Origin of the sequence: Cutibacterium sp. (assembly GCF_030525615.1) — a bacterium.
Lineage (GTDB): Bacteria > Actinomycetota > Actinomycetes > Propionibacteriales > Propionibacteriaceae > Cutibacterium.
The window spans coordinates 259618-277056 of the sequence record NZ_JAUNEJ010000002.1 but is presented as its reverse complement, the minus strand read 5'-3'; the positions used below and the strand labels follow the sequence as shown (position 1 = coordinate 277056).

The window sequence follows — 17439 nt, the reverse complement described above, 5'->3', positions numbered from 1 at the left end:
AGCTTCATTGCCGCGTTGCGCCCATGCGCTCGGTCACGCGAAGTGCTCTTCGTAGGCTTTGCGGACCAGTCGCGGAATGTCCTGGGGAAGGGTGACGAGTCCACCAGGCAGGTCGTCGAGAATGGCGGCGGTGCGCAGCAGGCATTCCGGTTCGTACACCAGCTCAATACCTCGGCTGAATTGGGGGCCGTCCTCCTGCCAGGTATCGACGCCGGTGACTAAACAGGTGGCCTCGCGCATGGGTTCTGGGCGGTCCCGATCATGCCGATGGAGTCGACCGACGCGTTGCAGCAGAAGATCCATCGGAGCGATGTCGCTGACAAGCAAATCGAAGTCGACGTCGAGGGACTGCTCTAGAACCTGCGTTCCGACGACCACTATCCGGCTGGGACGGTCTTTTCCGGAGCGCCCCAGACGCCGGACTAAAGCGGCTTCACGACGTGCCCGCTGCGGGGCCACGAAACGGGAATGGACGAGCACAACCTCGCAGTCGAGGCGGGTATTGAGGACATCGAAAGTCTCCTGAGCCCGGGCAACAGTGTCGCGAATGAAGCCGACGCAGCCGCCATGGGACATTCGGTCGGTGATGAGGTCGATGAGCTCGTCAAGAGAGTCCCCGATGGGATCAATGACGATTTGTCGAGCCGGTGCCGAGGAGGTTCGCTGGGTAACGTCGCCAGACACCGAGGTAACGAGCGGATATCCGTCGGTCGACGGGAGAGTCACCTTTGAGTCTGGTGATCCGTGACGTCCCTTGTCATAGGCAGACGTGAGTTCCCTGCGTTGGGACGGTGGCAACGTTGCGGACATGAGAATGACGGGTGTGCGGTAGGCACCGAGCCATTCCAGGACAACCTTGAGGTACTCGCGCATGTAGACGTCGGCGGCGTGTACCTCGTCGATAATGACGACCTTGCTCGCCAGGCCAAGATGGCGCAGCACGACGTGTTTAGCCTTGAGGCCGGTGAAGAGTGCCTGGTCGATAGTCCCGACCACATGATCGGCGAGGATTGTGCGCTTACGGCCAAGGAACCACTCGTGGACGATTGCCGACGCTTGCTGTCGGTCGACGCCCTCGTCATAAACAGCCATGGTGTCGTTCCATGGCATGAGCGCTGCGTAGTCCTTGTTGAGCGCTGCTTTCGAGTGCGCCAAGGTGATACTTGACGGGTTGGCAGCCGGCACTGCGTCCAGCCACTCACGTACCCGATCGAACATGGGATTGGAGGTCGCCATCGTCGGCAGTCCGAAAAAGACCCCGCCAAGTCCGAATCTGTCGGCGAGCACATGGGCGCACATGAGTGCCGCTTCGGTTTTGCCTTGCCCCATGGGGGCCTCGAGGATGAGCAAGCCGGGTTCGATCATGGTGGACGCAGCCTCAACCGCAGCGCGTTGCATGGCATTGGGGGAGCCATGAGCCAAGGAAGGGAAACTGGTACAGAACAACTCGTCCACGCAGTCCGGGTGGGCGGCGGGCTGCCACGGGGGCGGTAGCCGGAGGGTGGCGACGGCCCTTCTCACTCGTTCGGCTGTCGGCGTGCTGAAATCGTAGCGGAATAAGGATTCTGAGCTGGCAATCCAGTCGGCGATGATGACCAGAGCCTCGGAGAGGACCTGTACCTGGATTGGAATCTCGGTGCCCATCCAGACGGGCAGGAACTTGTCGGCACCGGTATGCGCGGCCATGGTGTCCAAGACCTCATCACGGGTGGCTGCCCAGAGATGGTGTTCGCAATCCAGTGACCGCTCGTAGTCCTTTATGTCACCGTTCGTCGGATTCGTGCCGTGGTGACCGCCGATGATGGAAGCGATATTCCGGGCACATCGCAAAGCAATCTTACGAGCACATCGGGACTCGGCGTGGAGGTAGCGGTCGAGCAGCCAGTTCTTGACGTGAATCTGGCCCAGTGCGCCGTGCGGGACGGGATCCTCAGGGTTCTTGATGACAAACCCCCGCCGTTCCATCTGATCGCACAGGTAGCTTGTTGATGTACCGTTGGGGCGGGGAAACCGCGCCTTGTAAGCGAAGTCGGCGCTGATCTTGCCAACGTCATGGATTCCTGCCAGAAAGCATTCGAACGTGCGGGCGGCGTGTTCTCCGCCGAGGCTGTCGGCTAGGAGTGAGCGGATGGATTGCGGCTGGAGGTCCCACACCACCGCGTCCATGACGCCGGCAGCGTCTTCAAGGTGCTGAACGACCGGCAACCAGTCCCCTGACTCATTTGTCTTACCCCAGCAGGACCGTGCTGCGGCAGACCACGTGTTGAGCACCCGCGCCTCCTTGCGGTTGATGTTGACACCGACATACTACTGTGGTTTCCCCACAATAAGTTCAATGGCGTTTGGGGGTACATCCAGTGGCGCCGATGACAGCCCCGCAGAGGACGACCCCGGCAGGGTCAACCGAACAACGGCTGGTAGGACACCTCCGACGCTACCGGCACCAACGAGCGTGGAAGGGTCAGCGCACCCGCGCTTTCTGACGCGCCACTTCAAGGAGTTCACCAGAAGCGACCAAGCGGTGAGCTTCGTCGATTTCCGGGGCCAGGAAGCGGTCTGGTCCGGGGCCGGGGATCGTCTGACGCATTCGTTCGATGACGGCAGCCACTGGCGACGATGGCCTCAAACCGCGCATCTGAATGGCCTTCGCGGCGGTGAGAATCTCGATACCAATGACCGCTCCCATTCCATCAATCCCACGGCGCAGTTTGCGGGCAGCCGACCATCCCATCGAGACGTGGTCTTCCTGCATGGCCGACGTCGGAATGGAATCCACCGACGCAGGGACGGCGAGCCGTTTCATTTCCGACACAATGCCGGCCTGGGTGTATTGAGCAATCATGTGCCCCGAGTCGACGCCAGGATCGTCGGCGAGGAAGGGGTGTAAGTCGCGGTTGCGTGCCGGGTCGAGCATACGGTCGGTGCGACGCTCACTCATCGACGCCAGGTCCGCCGCTGCGATCGCCAGGAAGTCCAGCACATATGCCACGGGAGCACCGTGGAAGTTGCCGTTGGACTCAACCCGCATGTCGTCAGTAATGACGGGGTTGTCGACGGCTGAATCCAACTCGACCTTGGCCACCTGCAAGGCGTGGGCCATCGTGTCGCGGACCGCACCATGGACCTGCGGGGCACACCGCAGCGAATAGGCGTCCTGAACCCGCTTGGCAGCACCCTCGCGACCGGCCTGGATGAGGTCGGAACCCTCCAGCAGGGCGAAAATGTTGGCAGCCGAGACGGCTTGGCCAGGGTGAGGTCGCAGAGCCTGCAGATCGGGGGCGAAAACGCGGTCAATACCACAGAGAGCCTGCACCGTCATCGCAGCGGCCAGGTCGGCCGTAGGGACGAGCACGTCAAGGTCAGCCAGCGCCATTATGAGCTGGCCGAGCATACCGTCGGTGCCGTTGATGAGGGCCAAACCCTCCTTCTCGCGCAGGGAGATCGGCTTCAGCCCGGCCTGGTCCAAGCCGGTGGCAGCGTCAACTTCGTCTCCGTCGGGTGTTAGCACCGTCCCCTCGCCGGTGAGGGCCAGAGCGCAGTGGGCCAAAGGCGCGAGATCACCCGAGCAGCCCAGTGACCCGTACTCGCCGACGACCGGAACCAGACCCGAATTAAGCAGGTCGGCATAGGCGGTGACCACCTCCGGACGCACCCCGGTGTGCCCAGACGCCATGGTCTTGAGGCGCAGTGCCATCATGGCGCGGATGACCTCGGTCTCCACGTGAGGCCCGGTGGAGGCGGCGTGGGAACGAATGAGAGAGTGCTGCAGGGCGACGCGGTGGTCACGCGGCACTCGGGTGGAAGCCAAGGCACCGAATCCGGTGGAGATTCCGTAATGGGGATTGGGGTCATCCGCCAGGCTTGCCACCAAGTCAGAGGCCCGTTTGACCCGCCTCATTGCCTCCTCACCGACCGTCACCCGAGCACCAAGCCGGGCAATGGCGACGATGTCGCGGGGAGTGAGTGGTGCGCCGACGTCAACGGTGGTTGGATTCATAGTCGTCCTTCCTGATGGTTGTCGCGTTCTGATCGTTTGCGGCAGCGCTCGTGCTTGTCAGCCGTCGAGTCGCAGCCTCGGCTGGTCCCGCCTCAGCAATCGTCCGCCTCGGCAGACCTTGTCGATGAGGGGAACTCCTGGGCGATACATGAGATGTAGCCACGACGGGGCCGCCAAACTCACCAAATCTGCCCGGGCCCCCGGCTTGATGACCCCCACGTCGTCCCGGTGAAGGGCTGCTGCGCTTCCTGCCGTGGCCGACCATAGAGCCTGCTCCGGCGTCATACCCATCTCCCGTACTGCGATAGCAAGGCAGAACGGCATGGACGAGGTGAAAGCAGTTCCCGGATTGCAGTCAGTGGCGAGGGCCACCCTTACACCGGCGTCAATGAGACGCCTGGCGTCAGGATAGGGCTGCTTGGTGCTGAACTCGGCACCCGGCAACAGGGTGGCCACCGTGTTCGTGGCCTTCATGGCGTCAATGTCTTCGTCGGACAGGAAAGTGCAGTGGTCGATCGACGTCACACCCAGTTCGCACGCCTGCGGGATGACCTCGGAAGGCCCCAATTGGGCAGCATGGAGACGAAGCCCCAGCCCAGCCTCCTTACCTGCGTGCAGGATTTGCATGGTTTGGTCGGGGTCGAAGGCCCCGGTCTCGCAGAAGACGTCAATCCAGCGCACATAGGGGCGTACGGCCTGCAGCATGTCCCCACATACCAGCTCGACGTACTCGTCAGGTTGGTATTCGGGTCCGACGACGTGGGCACCCAGGAAGGTCACTTCGTCGGTGTGAGAGCTGGCGATCCGGGCCAACTTGACCTCGGTTTCGACGTCCAGACCATAACCCGTCTTGGCCTCCACCGTCGTGGTTCCACTGCGAGCCATCTCGTCGAGAATCCCGGTCATGACGGCGTCGAGTACCCCGACAGACGCCTCCCGGGTGCATCGAACTGTGCGCAGGATTCCGCCGGCCTGATATTTCTGCCCGTTCATCCGCGCGTCGAACTCATCGCTGCGGTCACCGGCGAAGACCGGGTGACTGTGGGAATCGACAAAGCCGGGAATGACGCAGGCTCCCGCCATGTCGGCCTGGTAATCAGCGGCAGGAGCCTCAACGCCGTGGCCGACCCAGGCAATTCGGTCTTTGTCAATGATGACGGCCGCGTCACGAATCTGCCCGAGATCGTCGTTGCCGAATGATGGATCATTGGTGACCAACAGGCCGATGTTGTTGATGATGACGCTCACGAGTCACGACCTCTCAGCTCGTCAAGTACATGGCGTAGATCCTCGGCGGTGGTGTCGCCGCGTCGGATCCACTCGCCGGCGATGATGGTGGCGGTGACGTCCTCGGCTGCTGCCACCAACGGCCAGCGAGTCGGGTCCACCCCGGCCAGACGCGGTGACGAGGGATCGACAACAACGATGTCAGCCGGGTCGCCCACAGCCAGCCCGGCACCGCCGCAAGCAGGTGTGGAAGTTTGGTACGAACGCGGCCCCGCTGCCGGATACAAGCTCTCCACCCCATTCCGAGAGCCGATTTTCCACAACACGTCGCAGTCGATGACTCCTCGCGTTCCGGATACCAGCCGCGCAGTGGACTCCACCATCCGCAACTCGGCGAAGGGGTCGGTGACAACATCCTCATCAGTGCCGATCGTCAGACGCACCCCGGCGTCGAGTAGGTCCTTGACCCGCGCGATACCGTCACCCAGATCAGCCTCAGTGGTCGGGCAGAGCGAGACGATGGTGTTGGACCGCGCGATCATGGCAATGTCGTCGTCACTCAGGTGGGTGGCATGGACGACCGTAGTTCGGTCGGACAGCACCCCGGCACGCTCCAGAACGGCGGTGGGCGTCAATCCGTAGGCGACCTGACACTCCTCGTTCTCGCGTGGTTGTTCGGAGACGTGGATGTGAATAGGCGCCCGCTCCGGTAATCCAGACACGGCCGTGGCCATCTCGTCAGGACTCACGGCCCGCACCGAATGCAAGGCCGCTCCCAGCCTCACCAAGGGGGACTCGGGCATGGCCTCCCTCAGGGCGTGCCAGCGCTCCAACCAGCCCGCGACGTCGCCGTCACTGAATCGTGCCTGCTCCTCGCCCAGCGGGACTCCCGGACCGGCGTGTAGGTAGCAGGTGTCGAGCAGGGTAATCCGGATACCTGCGTCCAAAGCAGCGTTGACAAGGGCCAGCTCCATGTCGTGATGTGGGTAAAGGGTGCCGTCGGGCTGGTGATGAACGTAGTGGAACTCGCCCACGCTGGTGTATCCAGCGGCCACCATTTCGGCGAAGGCTGCTCGTGCCAGCCGATAGTAGGAATCTGGGACGAGACGGTTGGCGAGCCGGTACATCTCCCTGCGCCACGACCAGAAATCCTCGCCCTCTCCTGCTCCCCGCAGCCCGCGGTGAAAGACGTGAGAGTGTGTGTTGGCGAATCCGGGAACCGCGACGCCGTTGAAGGTGTGGCGATCGGGTTGAGTATCGACTGTGATGTCGGTGATGACGTCGCCATCGCTGCGAACACGCACATTGTGCGCAATCCTCCCCGCGACGAGCACCCTGGGGAAGAACCATTCACTCATCTGACCAGCTCCTCCAACACTGCTCGCAACGCTTCCGCACCCGCCTCGCAATCCTCGTCGCTGGCTGATTCGTCCCGGCAGTGGGAGGCCCCGGTGGGATTGCGGACGAAGAGCATTGCGGTGGGTATCGCCGTGGCCAAGGTGGCGGCGTCGTGGCCAGCCCCCGTCGACAGCTGCGGGGTGTCCTCGCCGAGAACCTGGAGTATCCGGTTGCGCAGGCCATCGTCGAAGACGGTGCGATTTGTCCACGACTCACGGGTCCAGACGACTCGACATCCCTGCTTGTCAGCGGCCTCTTGCGAGGTTTTCTGGATGTCCTCGACGACTCTCGTGACGGTCTCAGGGTCCTCGGCTCGACAGTCCAGCCACATCGTCGCGGCGGAAGCAATGACGTTGGTGCCGCCCGGTTCGACACTGATCCGCCCGACGGTCGTCACGCAGCCCTCCCGCTCTGCGGCCCCGCGGGCTGCCAGGATGGTTTCGGCCACCGGGACGACGGGGTCGTGGCGATCGGGGATGAGGGTGGTTCCGGCGTGGTTTCCCTGCCCGGTGAATTCGGCGCGCCAGCGTCCGTGTGGCCGCACAGCCGTGGCAATCGCGACCGGATAGCCCAGATCAGCCAGCCCACGGCCCTGTTCGACGTGCAGCTCGACGAAGCAGAAGGCGTGGAGCAAAACGTCGTCGGGTGCGATGAGATCGGGGTCCAGGCCGGCCTCCCTCCAGGCGTCGGGAAGAGGTTGTCCGTCCCGGGCGATGAGCTTGTGGGCGTCAGCCTTGGTGAGTTTGCCCGAGGCCAGCCGCGATCCCAGGCAGGGCATTGCGAATCGGGCACCCTCCTCATCAGCCATTGCGACGACGGCAAAGGGTTTCGACGGCGTGACCCCGGCTTGTTTCATCTTTGCCACAGCCACCAGGGAGGAGACGACACCGAGGGGTCCGTCGTACGCCCCGCCGCCAGGAACCGAGTCCAGGTGGGAGCCGGTCAGGACAGCCATCGGGCCGGGGATTCCCCACCACGCCCAGATGTTGGCATTCATGTCCGTAACGATCGTTAACCCCAGCTCGGTGGCTTTTGCGACGAACCATTCCCGCAATGCCACTTCGTCAGGAAGAAGACAGAACCGTGAGTAGGACCCATCCGGGTTACGTCCGATCTCGGAGATGTCGTTCAGAAGGGTTGCCGCAGTCCAGGTCGTCATCACCGCACCAGTCCGTCGACGAGGGAGTCATCGACCAGATAAGGCACGGTGATTTGAGCGTCGTCGTGGTCGCGGTTGAACTCGATGGCTGTCTCAATGGAGTGGTCATTGCGGGCCCAGCCGCGTCGGGCCACACCGCACATGACGTCCCACAGCAGGGAGCTGCGGATAACCCCGTCGACACGTTCGGAACCGTCGAGAACCAGACCGAATCCGCCGTTGATGGCATTGCCGATACCCGTTCCGCCGCCATTGTGCAGGGTCACCAAGCTCATGCCACGAGCGGCGTTGCCGGCGAAGCACTGGGTAGCCATATCTGCCATGACGTTCGAGCCGTCCTTGATGTTGGCGGTCTCACGGAAGGGGGAGTCGGTGCCCGAAACGTCGTGGTGATCGCGTCCCAACATCACCGGTCCGATCTCGCCGTTGCGTACCATCTGGTTAAACCGTAACGCGATGTCCATACGACCCTTGGCGTCCTGGTAGAGAATGCGAGCCTGGGTGCCGACAACGAGGTTGTTCGACTCGGCGTCACGGATCCAGATGTAGTTGTCGCGATCCTGGCCGCGGCGATTCGGGTCGATACAGTCCATCGCGGCACGGTCAGTGGCAATGAGGTCTTCGTGCTTGCCGGATAGACACACCCAGCGGAAAGGTCCGTAACCGTAGTCGAAGAGCTCGGGTCCCATGATGTCCTCGACATAGGACGGCCAGATGAACCCGTTGCGGGAATCCCCGTCCTTGGCGATTTCGGTCACCCCAGATTCAAAGACGGTGGCCATGAAGGCGTTGCCGTAGTCGAAGAAGTAGGTGCCGCGTTCGGTAAGAGTGCGGATGAGCTCGAAGTGCTTGCGCAGGGTCTCGTTGACGCGACGGGCGTATTCGTCGCGGTCGCGGGCCAGCAGCTCGGTGCGCTCCTCGAAGGTCAACCCCTGTGGACAGTAACCGCCGTCGTAGGCGGCATGGCAGGAGGTCTGGTCGGACAACAGCGGGATGTCAATGTGGTTGTCGACGGCGTATTGCAACAGATCGACGATATTGCCGTGGTAGGCGATCGAGATCGGGGTGCGCTCGTCGATGTGCTTGTTGGCCAGGGTGAAAACCTCGTCGAGGTCGTCGGACACGTGGCCGACCCAGCCCTGGTCGAGCCGGGTTTGGATACGCGACATATCCACCTCGGCAATGACACCGACGGCGTGGGCGATCTCGGCCGCCTTGGGCTGGGCACCGGACATACCGCCCAAACCCGAGGACACGAAGAGCACACCGGACAGATCGCCGTCAGCGGGGATTCCGAGACGGATACGTCCGGCATTGAGAATGGTGTTGAAAGTGCCATGGACGATGCCCTGCGGGCCAATGTACATCCAGCCACCGGCGGTCATCTGACCGTAATTAGCGACTCCCATTTCCTCGCAGATTTCCCAGTCCTTCTGGTTGTCGAAATGGCCGACCATGAGGGAATTGGTGATGATGACGCGCGGGGACTCCGGGCGGGAGGGAAAGAGTCCCAGCGGGTGGCCGCTCATAACGACCAAAGTGGTGTCTTCGGTGAGCTGAGTGAGGTACTTCTTGATGAGTCGGTATTGCAGCCAGTTCTGGCAAACACTGCCAGTTTCGCCATAGGTGACGAGCTCGTAGGGATATAGGGCGACATCAAAGTCGAGATTGTTGTCAATCTGTACCTGGAAGGCTTTTCCTTCGATACAGCGGCCTTGGTATTGGTCGATCGGGCGGCCTGTGATGTGTCCAGCGGGACGCCACCGGTAGGCGTAAATACGACCGTAGGTGCGCAGTTCTTCGAGGAATTCCGGGGCGGCCTTCTCATGTAGTTCCGGGGGAAGGTAACGCAGGGCATTGCGCAGCGCGATCTTGGTCTGATCGGGGGTGAGGTGGAATCCGCGCGACGGGGCTCGCCGGATTCCGGGTTCGAAAACCGGGTCGGGTGGGAACTCGGCGTCGAGCTTGATCGTCATGGCTGCGGCAGTGCTGCTGTTGTCGTACATCGATGGCCCCCAGATGTGTACTCATGTGGTGTCGTCATGACGCGATGACAACGGTGAAACGGCACGCGCAACTGCCCTGTGTGAGGCGAATCGCGTCGGTGTGATCGCCGTGGGTCGTCTCGTCAATGAGACATATCTCGACGGTATCACCACAGGTGGTGCACAAGGGGAGATGTCGTTGTTAGTTCATTGTGACCACATCGTTGGCACGGGTCTTGGTCGGGCGGACACGGGTCTTGGCTGGGCGGATGAGTGCGGCCTTGCGTTCATCGTGGCGCGCGTCGATCGCAATTCCTCGTAGAGAGCGTGAGTGCCTGCTCCTGGTTGGCCTCACAGCCCGATTATGCGACGACGCCCGGACCCTGTGAGGGTCCGGGCGCGAGCGAGTGATCTCAGATGACGTTGACAAGGTCGCAAACGAAAACCAGCGTCTCGCCGCCAGCGATCACGCCGGGAATACCTTGCGGGCCATAGGCGAGATGAGCAGGGATGACAAGTTTGCGTCGTCCGCCGACCTTCATGCCCTGAACACCGTCATCCCATCCGGGGATCACCTGGCCAGCACCCAGCTGGAAAGTCAGTGGTTCGCCACGGTTCCACGAGGAATCAAACTCGCGGCCATTGCTGAGGGCTACTCCGACGTAATGGACCTCGACAAGGTTACCGGCGGAGGCTTCGGGGCCATCTCCGAGTGTGATGTCCTCGATGACGAGGTCGTCAGGGGCGGAATCGGGCAGGGTCACTTCTGGCTTGCTCATGACAACAACCCTACGGGGTCAGCGCCTTTGTGAGCATGAAGAAGGCGGCTGTGCGGGGGTGTGGTCGTGCGGACGTCGCCCGAGCGGACGCGCAGGACCGCCCGGGTTGCGAGGGATGCAAGGGATGCGAGGGGTGCGAGGACTCAGTCCTCGGGCTGGATCAGCCCAGAGTGGTAGGCCTTGACCAGATGTCGCGGGACCCGCAGGACCCTGCCCTCAGCGCGGATCTCAACCAGTTGTGTTGGCGTGGCCTTCCACTGGGCCCGCCTATGACGCGTGGTCGAACGGGACTTCTTGCGCTTCGGTACTGCCATGGTCTCACCAGCTTGATTTCGTGATTCCGGGGAGTTCGCCACGGTGGGCCATCTCACGGAAACGGATACGGGACACACCGGCCTTGCCGACATAGCCACGCGGACGTCCGTCGACCTGGTCACGGTTACGCAGCCGCACGGGGGAGGAATCGCGCGGCAGGGTCGACAGTTTACGCGATGCCTCCATGCGTTCGTCCAACGAGGACGCTGGAGACTTCACGATGGCCTTGAGCTCAGCGCGCCGCTCGGCGTACTGGGCGACCAACTATTCGCGTTTCTTCTGGGCGGCGATCTTGGATTTCTTGGCCATCAGATCTTCTCTCCTTGAGCGAGCATTTCAGCGACGACGACATCGATACCGCGATGGTCGATTTCTTTGATTGCTTTGGGCGTCACGGTGAGGGTGAGGCGTCTACCCAATGAAGGCGCCCAGTAGCGCTTCTTCTGGATGTTCGGGTTCCAGCGTCGCTTGGTGTGGCGTTGGGAGTGCGAGACGTTGTTTCCGAATCCCGGCTTGGTGCCGCGGACCTGACAGCGTCGTGGCATGGGTCTCTCCAATCATGTTTTGCAGGTGAGAATCATTATCATATACTGCAAAAGACGAGATACGAACTCGCTAGCAGGCACGCCCCCGAACGGGCACACCCCAAGGCCGGAAGGAGATCGATGAAACAAGGCATCCATCCCGACTATCACCCCGTGGTCTTCCGGGACATCTCGGCAGACGTGACCTTCTTAACGAGGTCCACTGCCACCAGCTCGAAAGAGATCGAGTGGGAGGACGGGAATACCTACCCGGTCATTGACGTCGATGTCACTTCGGCGAGTCACCCCTTCTATACGGGCAAGACCAAGATCGTTGACACCGCTGGACGGGTCGAGAAGTTCAATCGTCGCTACGGCAAGAAGTGAGACCTCGGAGCCGCACACAGTGCGTATCCCGGAATGGACGAAAAACTGGAACTGGGGGTGATTCATTGACTCGCTGATGACGCGGGTCGACCTGGACACGATCGGCAGTGAAGAGTGTGCCGTTGCTGATTGATATGCCGACTGATCCCTGGCATGGGTCCGGTCCCTGAATGCGGTGCCCGCCACCTTGGTGATCTTCGGGGTGGCGGGTGCTGTGTGTTATCAGCGGGTGGGCGTAGCTGACGTCACAGCGACTCGGGTGCTGCTCAGGCGGCGAAAAATGCCTTTCCCAGAAATAGCGAGACGAAGACCCCGGCGACCAGGGTCAGCGGCATGAACCTGGTAGCAAACTTGCTGCCGAAGGCCCCAACCTGCATAGCGAAAAGCTTGACATCGACACTGAGGCAGCGACCACACCGTGAAGTGTCATCTCAAAATGTGAGCACTCACGGCGCATTGCGGTAGGCTCAAGCCACACGACTAGACGGATGAGGAGGGAGTTCATGAAGTCACAGATGGCAGCTCCCTGTCCGCTGCGAATGTGTTGTCGGTGAGCTTAGTTATCTAATACGTGCTCTCGCTACCTGCGAACTGTCACTTTATCTTTCTAAGGACTCCCGTGCATTTCACTAAGACCGCTACTGCTACACCCACTGGTACCGGTGCCTCCTGGGCATCCGCATACGGTAGGGGAAAGTCAAACACAGCGGATGGCTTTTCTTTGGGAATATTCGTCAGTGATAAAAGTGCAGCAAGCACGCCTCAGGCTGAGATTAATAGTATTGGTTACGACGATCGCGTAGGTTTTCGAATGCGCCGGTGTAGCTGTTTCTGAAACATCTGAAATTCAGCGTACAGCAGCCGTTAAGCCAATCGAATCGACCTAGGATCAAGCAATTATGAAACGTATTGGGATTGTTGCCGGTGAGGGCGTCCTGTTTTCAAAGGAATACCACAAAGCGGTACGTGCCTGCGATGCGCAACCTGTAACACTGACCCCGACGAGTTACGAAGAGCTGTTGCCGACACTTGATGGTGTCGTGATTCCAGGCGGACCCGACATCAACCCGCTGCGGTATGGCCAAAAAAACGTAGCAGCCGAAGATGTGAATGACGCCAATGACTCCTACGAGTTGGAAGTCATCGATCAGGCACTCCATCAGAAGCTGCCGCTCTTTGGTATCTGCCGTGGTCTACAGTTACTCATCGTGTTCTTGGGTGGTTCTTTGCAACAGGATATTGACCGAGAAGTACACACCTGGACACCTCATGGTGATCGCATTCATGAGACTTCGGTCAAGGCGCATAGTTTTCTGTCGTCGATCTATACTCAAAGGGTGAGAGTCAACAGTGCTCATCATCAGGCCATTCGTGACCTTGGGGATGGCTGCGTTCCGGTGCAGTGGAGTGACGATAACGTGATTGAGGCGGTGCAACACAATAAACTTCCCATTATCGGAACGCAATGGCATCCCGAACGGATGAGAGGTCGGTATGCCCGTCCCGACATGGGTGATGGGACTCGCGTCTTCCAGTACTTCATTAAGGATCTGTGCTCGGCCTAAGTTCAGATTCCTATGCTTACTTTCATCTGCGCGTAAAGCCGAAAGGTATGGGAGTAGGTCGTATGGTGGGGTATTGTATCGAATGCAACTGTTCTCGAGGCAAGCGGATTCAGATCTGGCCTAGGTCTCTTGCGAGACGAGTGGAGTTGGCGATCATAAGAAGAATTCGGATACAATAGGGCTATAAAATGACACTCAGATCACTGCTGGTACAAGAAGATATACGTCCCTACGTGTTCGATGGACGTTATGGGGTTGAACGTGAGGCGCAGCGCGTCCGTTTGGACGGGCGCTTCGCTGGAACGGACCATCCCAAAGCTCTGGGTAATCGCAGCTTTCACCCATACATACAGACCGATTTTGCTGAAAATCAGTTGGAATTGATTACGCCAGTTGCCGATGGCGTGGAAGAGTTGTTTCGTTACCTGGCTGCGATCCATGATGTTACGTATCGGTCGATGACACCCGGCGAGATGCTGTGGCCATTAAGTATGCCGCCGACGTTACCCGAACAAGAAGATGATATCGCAATCGCAAAGCTGGATCGTGATGAAGACGTCCGATACCGTCAGTTCCTGGCAAAGACGTACGGGCGGCGCAAGCAAATGGTCAGCGGCATTCATTTCAATTTCGAATTTGGCGATGGGCTTTTACGAAGACTATTTGCTAAGTCGGATGAAGCAGATTACGTAAAGTTTAAAACAGAGCTGTATTTGAAGGTCACGCGCAACTACCTGCACTATCGTTGGTTTTTAACGTATTTCTTCGGGGCGACGCCGCAAACAGAAGCCAATTACTTTGTTGGGGATTCTGGGCCACAGGAGCCTGTGCGCAGTATTCGTAACAGTTCGTATGGATATACGAACCATGGGGATGTGAAGGTGTCGTATGCGTCTCTTCAGGCCTATTTGGGAGATATTGCGCGGTTGGTAGAGACTGGCAAGCTCTCTGAAGAAAAGGAGTTTTACTCACCAGTTCGTTTGCGGGGCGGCCAAAAAGTGGCTGACTTGGCGACTGCCGGAATTCGCTACATTGAATTGCGCAATGTTGATATAAATCCCTTCGCTGAGTATGGAATTTCTCAAGCTCAGGTGAAGTTTTTGCACCTGTTCCTATTATATCTAGCCACGAAAGAAGAAGGCGCTGATGCTGATGCGTGGGTCGAGGCGGGGGACCGCAAAAACGAGCACGTAGCGTTGGAGCACCCACTAGCTCAGACTGTCTATCTTGAAGAAGCGCGAGTGATCGCGGACGAACTCGGTACATTCGCCAAAGAGATTGGTGTGTCGACGGTTCCTTTGCTAGATCAGTTGCTGCCGATGTTGGCGGACCCGAGTAAAACCTTCGCTGGTCGGTTATATCAGGCAAGTCAAGAGTCCAGTCAGGCCCAGGTTGCAACTGAACTGGGGCTGTCCTACCACAAAGCTGCGTGGGAGAAGCCGTATCAGTTGGCGGGCTTCACCGATATGGAACTATCGACGCAGAGTTTGATGTTTGATTCGATTCAAAGAGGAATCAAGGTGGAGGTATTAGATGAATCGGACCAGTTTTTGAAGCTGTCCACCGATGGGCATGTTGAGTACGTCAAAAATGGCAACATGACGAGCAAGGATCAATATATTGTTCCTTTGATTATGGCCAATAAGACCGTCACCAAGAAGATTTTGTCCGAGAACGGATTTCGGGTCCCGTTAGGGGCAGAATTCAACTCCGTACAAAAGGCACTGGGAGCATATCCGCAATTTAGCGGAAAAGGATTTGTGGTTAAGCCCAAGACAACTAACTATGGTGTTGGTGTCTCGGTTTTTGAGGAAGGCGCCTCGTTAGAGGATTATCAAGACGCCGTTCGGCTGGCCTTTGCTGAAGACCAGTCGATTTTGGTCGAGGAATTTCTTGCTGGGACGGAGTATCGGTTTTTTGTGATTGATGGTCGGGTTGAAGCGATTTTGCTAAGGATACCCGCGAATGTCGTAGGAGATGGCCATCATACAATTAAAGAATTAGTGGCGGAGAAAAATGCAGATCCGTTGCGGGGAACCCACCATCGCTCGCCGTTGGAAAAGATACAACTAGGCGAGTTGGAACAGTTGATGTTGAGAAAACAAGGCTACGGCATAGACTCTGTGCCTGAAAAAGGGCAGGTTGTTTACTTGCGGGAGAATTCTAACATCAGCACGGGTGGTGACTCGATCGATGTTACCGATGAGTTTAATGATGAGTACAAGAAGGTCGCTACCGAAGCGGTGGCGGCATTGCACGCACGGATCAGTGGTATTGATTTGATTATTCCTGACAAAGAAAAACCTGCGGATGGCGCGGAAGCGTACGGAATAATCGAGGCGAACTTCAACCCCGCAATGCATATGCATATCTATCCTTACCAAGGGAAGAGTCGCCGGTTAACCATGTCGGTTCTCAAGTTGTTGTTCCCGGAACGATTTTGAGAATAGGGGGCTTTTTCACTCATGAGGTGGTGTCAAGCTGCTGGGTTCTGCGTCGTCTGAAGCCTTGTCAAAGATCTGGGCGAAATGACATCGGCAGGCATGCTCTCCCTGGCCATCTGGGTGCATGTCTAAGGAGGTTTCTTTTTCCGAGCACAGCGGCGGTGCTCACCAACACCGGGTGTGGAACCGGCATCCGGCGGGCGGATTGGCGGGGGAAGGCACGTCTCCAGTTAGCAAAACCTGGTGTTTTTCACCGCGTAAAGACGGGTCGCATACCAGCACCTTGGGCTGCAGAGCAATTCCGCGAGCGATACCAATGCGCTGCCGCTGACCACCAGAAAACTCGTGCGGATAACGGTTGATGTGTTCCGGGACCTACCAGGTCCAGGAGTTCCTTAACCCTCTCAGTCCGCTTGCTGCGGGAAACGGCCTCCGGGTGGGTGCGGAAAGGTTCGCTGACGATGTCGCCGACAGCCATACGCGGATCCAACGAGGTGTATGGGTCTTGAAAGACGATCTGGATATCACGACGCAGCTTGCGCATCTCAGAACCCTTGAAGTGGGTGACGTCACGTCCCTCGGAGGTAATCGTGCCGGCGGTCGGTTGTTCTAGTGCCACCAACAGCCTTCCCAAGGTGGACTTGCCGCAGCCGGATTCTCCAAAGATACCGAGAGTTTCCCCTGGGTAGAGGTCGTCCATAACGGGATGGTGGGTGGGTTTTCGGCCAACATCTTCTCGGCCTCTTAATAGAGCTTGTTGGCCTCTTCAGGGTTCGTAGCGGCAGCGGCTTCCTTGAGCTGGCATTTCAGACCGAGGTCGTTTTTCCACCCGAGTTGTCGTCGCTGCGCACGCAAATAGGACTCTCACCGGAGGGTGAGAGTCCTTGTCATGAGGTGAAGTCAGGCGACTTCGTCGACCAGTGCCTTGGTGAAGGCCGGAAGATCGTTGGGGTTGCGTGAGGTGATGAGCACCCAGTCGTTGCCAGGGCAGCGGACAAGCTCCTCGTCCACCCAGTTCGCCCCGGCGTTCTCAAGATCGGGGCGGATGGAGATATAGGAGGTCAGTTTCTTGCTCTTGGCTACGCCCGCGTCGATGAGGACCCACGGTCCGTGGCAGATGGCTCCGACTGGCTTACCAGCAGAGGAGAACTCTTTGACGAGACGGCGGCCGTCCTCGTCGACACGCAGGGCATCCGCGTTGACGGTGCCGCCGGGGATGACGAGCAGGTCGTAGTCGGCTGCTTTGGCGTCAGACAGCTTGGAGTCGGCGTCGACGGTGGAGGCCCAGTTCTTGTCGCCGGTAACGGTCTGGATGTTTTCGCCGCTGTTGGAGGCGACGGTCACCTCGATACCAGCCTTCTTGAGAGCGTTGAGGGGCTCAACGATCTCAGCCTCTTCAACGCCGAAGTCGGTGACGGCGATGAGTGCGCGTGCAGTCATGTATATGTCCTCCTTCAGTCGTGTTCAGTGACGACAACGACTCTGGAGACGGAAGTATTCCGGTACCGCGTGACGAGGTGAAAGAAGATACCTACTGACGATCACTGTCAGGGAACAGAAAACCGAATGGTCGGGGTGACAGGATTTGAACCTGCGACCTCTTCGTCCCGAACGAAGCGCGCTACCAAACTGCGCCACACCCCGTGACCACGGTCACCC

General features: G+C 59.2%; 14 protein-coding genes, 1 tRNA gene and 1 pseudogene. 3 read left to right on the top strand and 13 right to left on the bottom strand.

Annotation, left to right across the window (positions count from 1 at the left end):
• Positions 1-33 precede the first annotated feature (33 nt).
• The 10 genes from cas3 to rpmB all read right to left on the bottom strand — a co-directional run bounded on the left by cas3 (position 34) and on the right by rpmB (position 11405).
• Entirely contained in the window at positions 34-2271 is a 2238-nt protein-coding gene (gene cas3 / locus Q4B98_RS04975; RefSeq protein ID WP_303195996.1) for a CRISPR-associated helicase Cas3', read from the bottom strand.
• Positions 2272-2461: 190 nt separating this feature from the next.
• Positions 2462-3997 carry a histidine ammonia-lyase gene (gene hutH / locus Q4B98_RS04970; RefSeq protein WP_303195995.1) on the bottom strand — a complete coding sequence of 512 codons (1536 nt, stop codon included), beginning with the start codon at positions 3995-3997 and terminating at the stop codon, positions 2462-2464.
• A gap of 57 nt (positions 3998-4054) precedes the next feature.
• Positions 4055-5245 (bottom strand): imidazolonepropionase, encoded by a 1191-nt coding sequence (hutI, locus tag Q4B98_RS04965; RefSeq protein ID WP_303195994.1) that lies wholly within the window; start codon positions 5243-5245, stop codon positions 4055-4057.
• The gene (locus Q4B98_RS04960; RefSeq protein WP_303195993.1) at positions 5242-6582 is read right to left on the bottom strand and encodes a formimidoylglutamate deiminase; all 1341 of its coding nucleotides are present in this window, start codon (positions 6580-6582) and stop codon (positions 5242-5244) included. The genes hutI and Q4B98_RS04960 overlap by 4 nt, the downstream gene beginning before the upstream one ends.
• Complete coding sequence (locus Q4B98_RS04955; protein WP_303195992.1) at positions 6579-7781, bottom strand: allantoate amidohydrolase; 1203 nt, start codon at positions 7779-7781, stop codon at positions 6579-6581. Before Q4B98_RS04955 ends, Q4B98_RS04960 begins: the two co-directional genes overlap by 4 nt.
• The gene (locus tag Q4B98_RS04950) at positions 7781-9787 is read right to left on the bottom strand and encodes a urocanate hydratase (RefSeq protein ID WP_303195991.1); all 2007 of its coding nucleotides are present in this window, start codon (positions 9785-9787) and stop codon (positions 7781-7783) included. The genes Q4B98_RS04955 and Q4B98_RS04950 overlap by 1 nt, the downstream gene beginning before the upstream one ends.
• A gap of 392 nt (positions 9788-10179) precedes the next feature.
• Entirely contained in the window at positions 10180-10545 is a 366-nt protein-coding gene (locus tag Q4B98_RS04945) for an FKBP-type peptidyl-prolyl cis-trans isomerase (protein WP_303195990.1), read from the bottom strand.
• 143 nt (positions 10546-10688) lie between these two features.
• Entirely contained in the window at positions 10689-10859 is a 171-nt protein-coding gene (gene rpmF / locus Q4B98_RS04940; protein WP_303195989.1) for a 50S ribosomal protein L32, read from the bottom strand.
• 4 nt (positions 10860-10863) lie between these two features.
• Positions 10864-11124 (bottom strand): 30S ribosomal protein S14, encoded by a 261-nt coding sequence (rpsN, locus tag Q4B98_RS04935; RefSeq protein ID WP_303195988.1) that lies wholly within the window; start codon positions 11122-11124, stop codon positions 10864-10866.
• Positions 11125-11168: 44 nt separating this feature from the next.
• Complete coding sequence (gene rpmB, locus Q4B98_RS04930; RefSeq protein WP_303195987.1) at positions 11169-11405, bottom strand: 50S ribosomal protein L28; 237 nt, start codon at positions 11403-11405, stop codon at positions 11169-11171.
• Between the two features lie 120 nt (positions 11406-11525).
• Here rpmB and Q4B98_RS04925 point away from each other — a divergent pair, with 120 nt between their 5' ends.
• The 3 genes from Q4B98_RS04925 to gshAB all read left to right on the top strand — a co-directional run bounded on the left by Q4B98_RS04925 (position 11526) and on the right by gshAB (position 15780).
• Entirely contained in the window at positions 11526-11771 is a 246-nt protein-coding gene (locus Q4B98_RS04925; protein WP_303195986.1) for a type B 50S ribosomal protein L31, read from the top strand.
• 899 nt (positions 11772-12670) lie between these two features.
• The gene (locus Q4B98_RS04920) at positions 12671-13336 is read left to right on the top strand and encodes a gamma-glutamyl-gamma-aminobutyrate hydrolase family protein (RefSeq protein ID WP_303195985.1); all 666 of its coding nucleotides are present in this window, start codon (positions 12671-12673) and stop codon (positions 13334-13336) included.
• Between the two features lie 188 nt (positions 13337-13524).
• Complete coding sequence (gene gshAB / locus Q4B98_RS04915) at positions 13525-15780, top strand: bifunctional glutamate--cysteine ligase GshA/glutathione synthetase GshB (protein WP_303195984.1); 2256 nt, start codon at positions 13525-13527, stop codon at positions 15778-15780.
• Positions 15781-15795: 15 nt separating this feature from the next.
• On the opposite strand, the pseudogene Q4B98_RS04910 reads toward gshAB, so the two are convergent.
• The 3 genes and pseudogenes from Q4B98_RS04910 to Q4B98_RS04900 form a co-directional block, all read right to left on the bottom strand.
• A pseudogene (locus Q4B98_RS04910) lies at positions 15796-16474 on the bottom strand (oligopeptide/dipeptide ABC transporter ATP-binding protein); the annotation flags it as partial.
• Between the two features lie 206 nt (positions 16475-16680).
• The gene (locus tag Q4B98_RS04905; protein ID WP_303195983.1) at positions 16681-17220 is read right to left on the bottom strand and encodes a type 1 glutamine amidotransferase domain-containing protein; all 540 of its coding nucleotides are present in this window, start codon (positions 17218-17220) and stop codon (positions 16681-16683) included.
• A 127-nt stretch (positions 17221-17347) separates the two neighbouring features.
• Positions 17348-17424, bottom strand: a tRNA-Pro gene (locus tag Q4B98_RS04900).
• Positions 17425-17439: the final 15 nt, after the last annotated feature.

Bases quoted from the DNA above. Each gene is read 5' to 3' on its own strand.
- hutH (WP_303195995.1), bottom strand. From the start codon at position 3,997: ATGAATCCAACCACCGTTGACGTCGGCGCACCACTCACTCCCCGCGAC.
- Q4B98_RS04960 (WP_303195993.1), bottom strand. From the start codon at position 6,582: ATGAGTGAATGGTTCTTCCCCAGGGTGCTCGTCGCGGGGAGGATTGCG.
- Q4B98_RS04955 (WP_303195992.1), bottom strand. From the start codon at position 7,781: ATGACGACCTGGACTGCGGCAACCCTTCTGAACGACATCTCCGAGATC.
- Q4B98_RS04950 (WP_303195991.1), bottom strand. From the start codon at position 9,787: ATGTACGACAACAGCAGCACTGCCGCAGCCATGACGATCAAGCTCGAC.
- Q4B98_RS04945 (WP_303195990.1), bottom strand. From the start codon at position 10,545: ATGAGCAAGCCAGAAGTGACCCTGCCCGATTCCGCCCCTGACGACCTC.
- rpmF (WP_303195989.1), bottom strand. From the start codon at position 10,859: ATGGCAGTACCGAAGCGCAAGAAGTCCCGTTCGACCACGCGTCATAGG.
- rpmB (WP_303195987.1), bottom strand. From the start codon at position 11,405: ATGCCACGACGCTGTCAGGTCCGCGGCACCAAGCCGGGATTCGGAAAC.
- Q4B98_RS04925 (WP_303195986.1), top strand. From the start codon at position 11,526: ATGAAACAAGGCATCCATCCCGACTATCACCCCGTGGTCTTCCGGGAC.
- Q4B98_RS04920 (WP_303195985.1), top strand. From the start codon at position 12,671: ATGAAACGTATTGGGATTGTTGCCGGTGAGGGCGTCCTGTTTTCAAAG.
- gshAB (WP_303195984.1), top strand. From the start codon at position 13,525: ATGACACTCAGATCACTGCTGGTACAAGAAGATATACGTCCCTACGTG.
- Q4B98_RS04905 (WP_303195983.1), bottom strand. From the start codon at position 17,220: ATGACTGCACGCGCACTCATCGCCGTCACCGACTTCGGCGTTGAAGAG.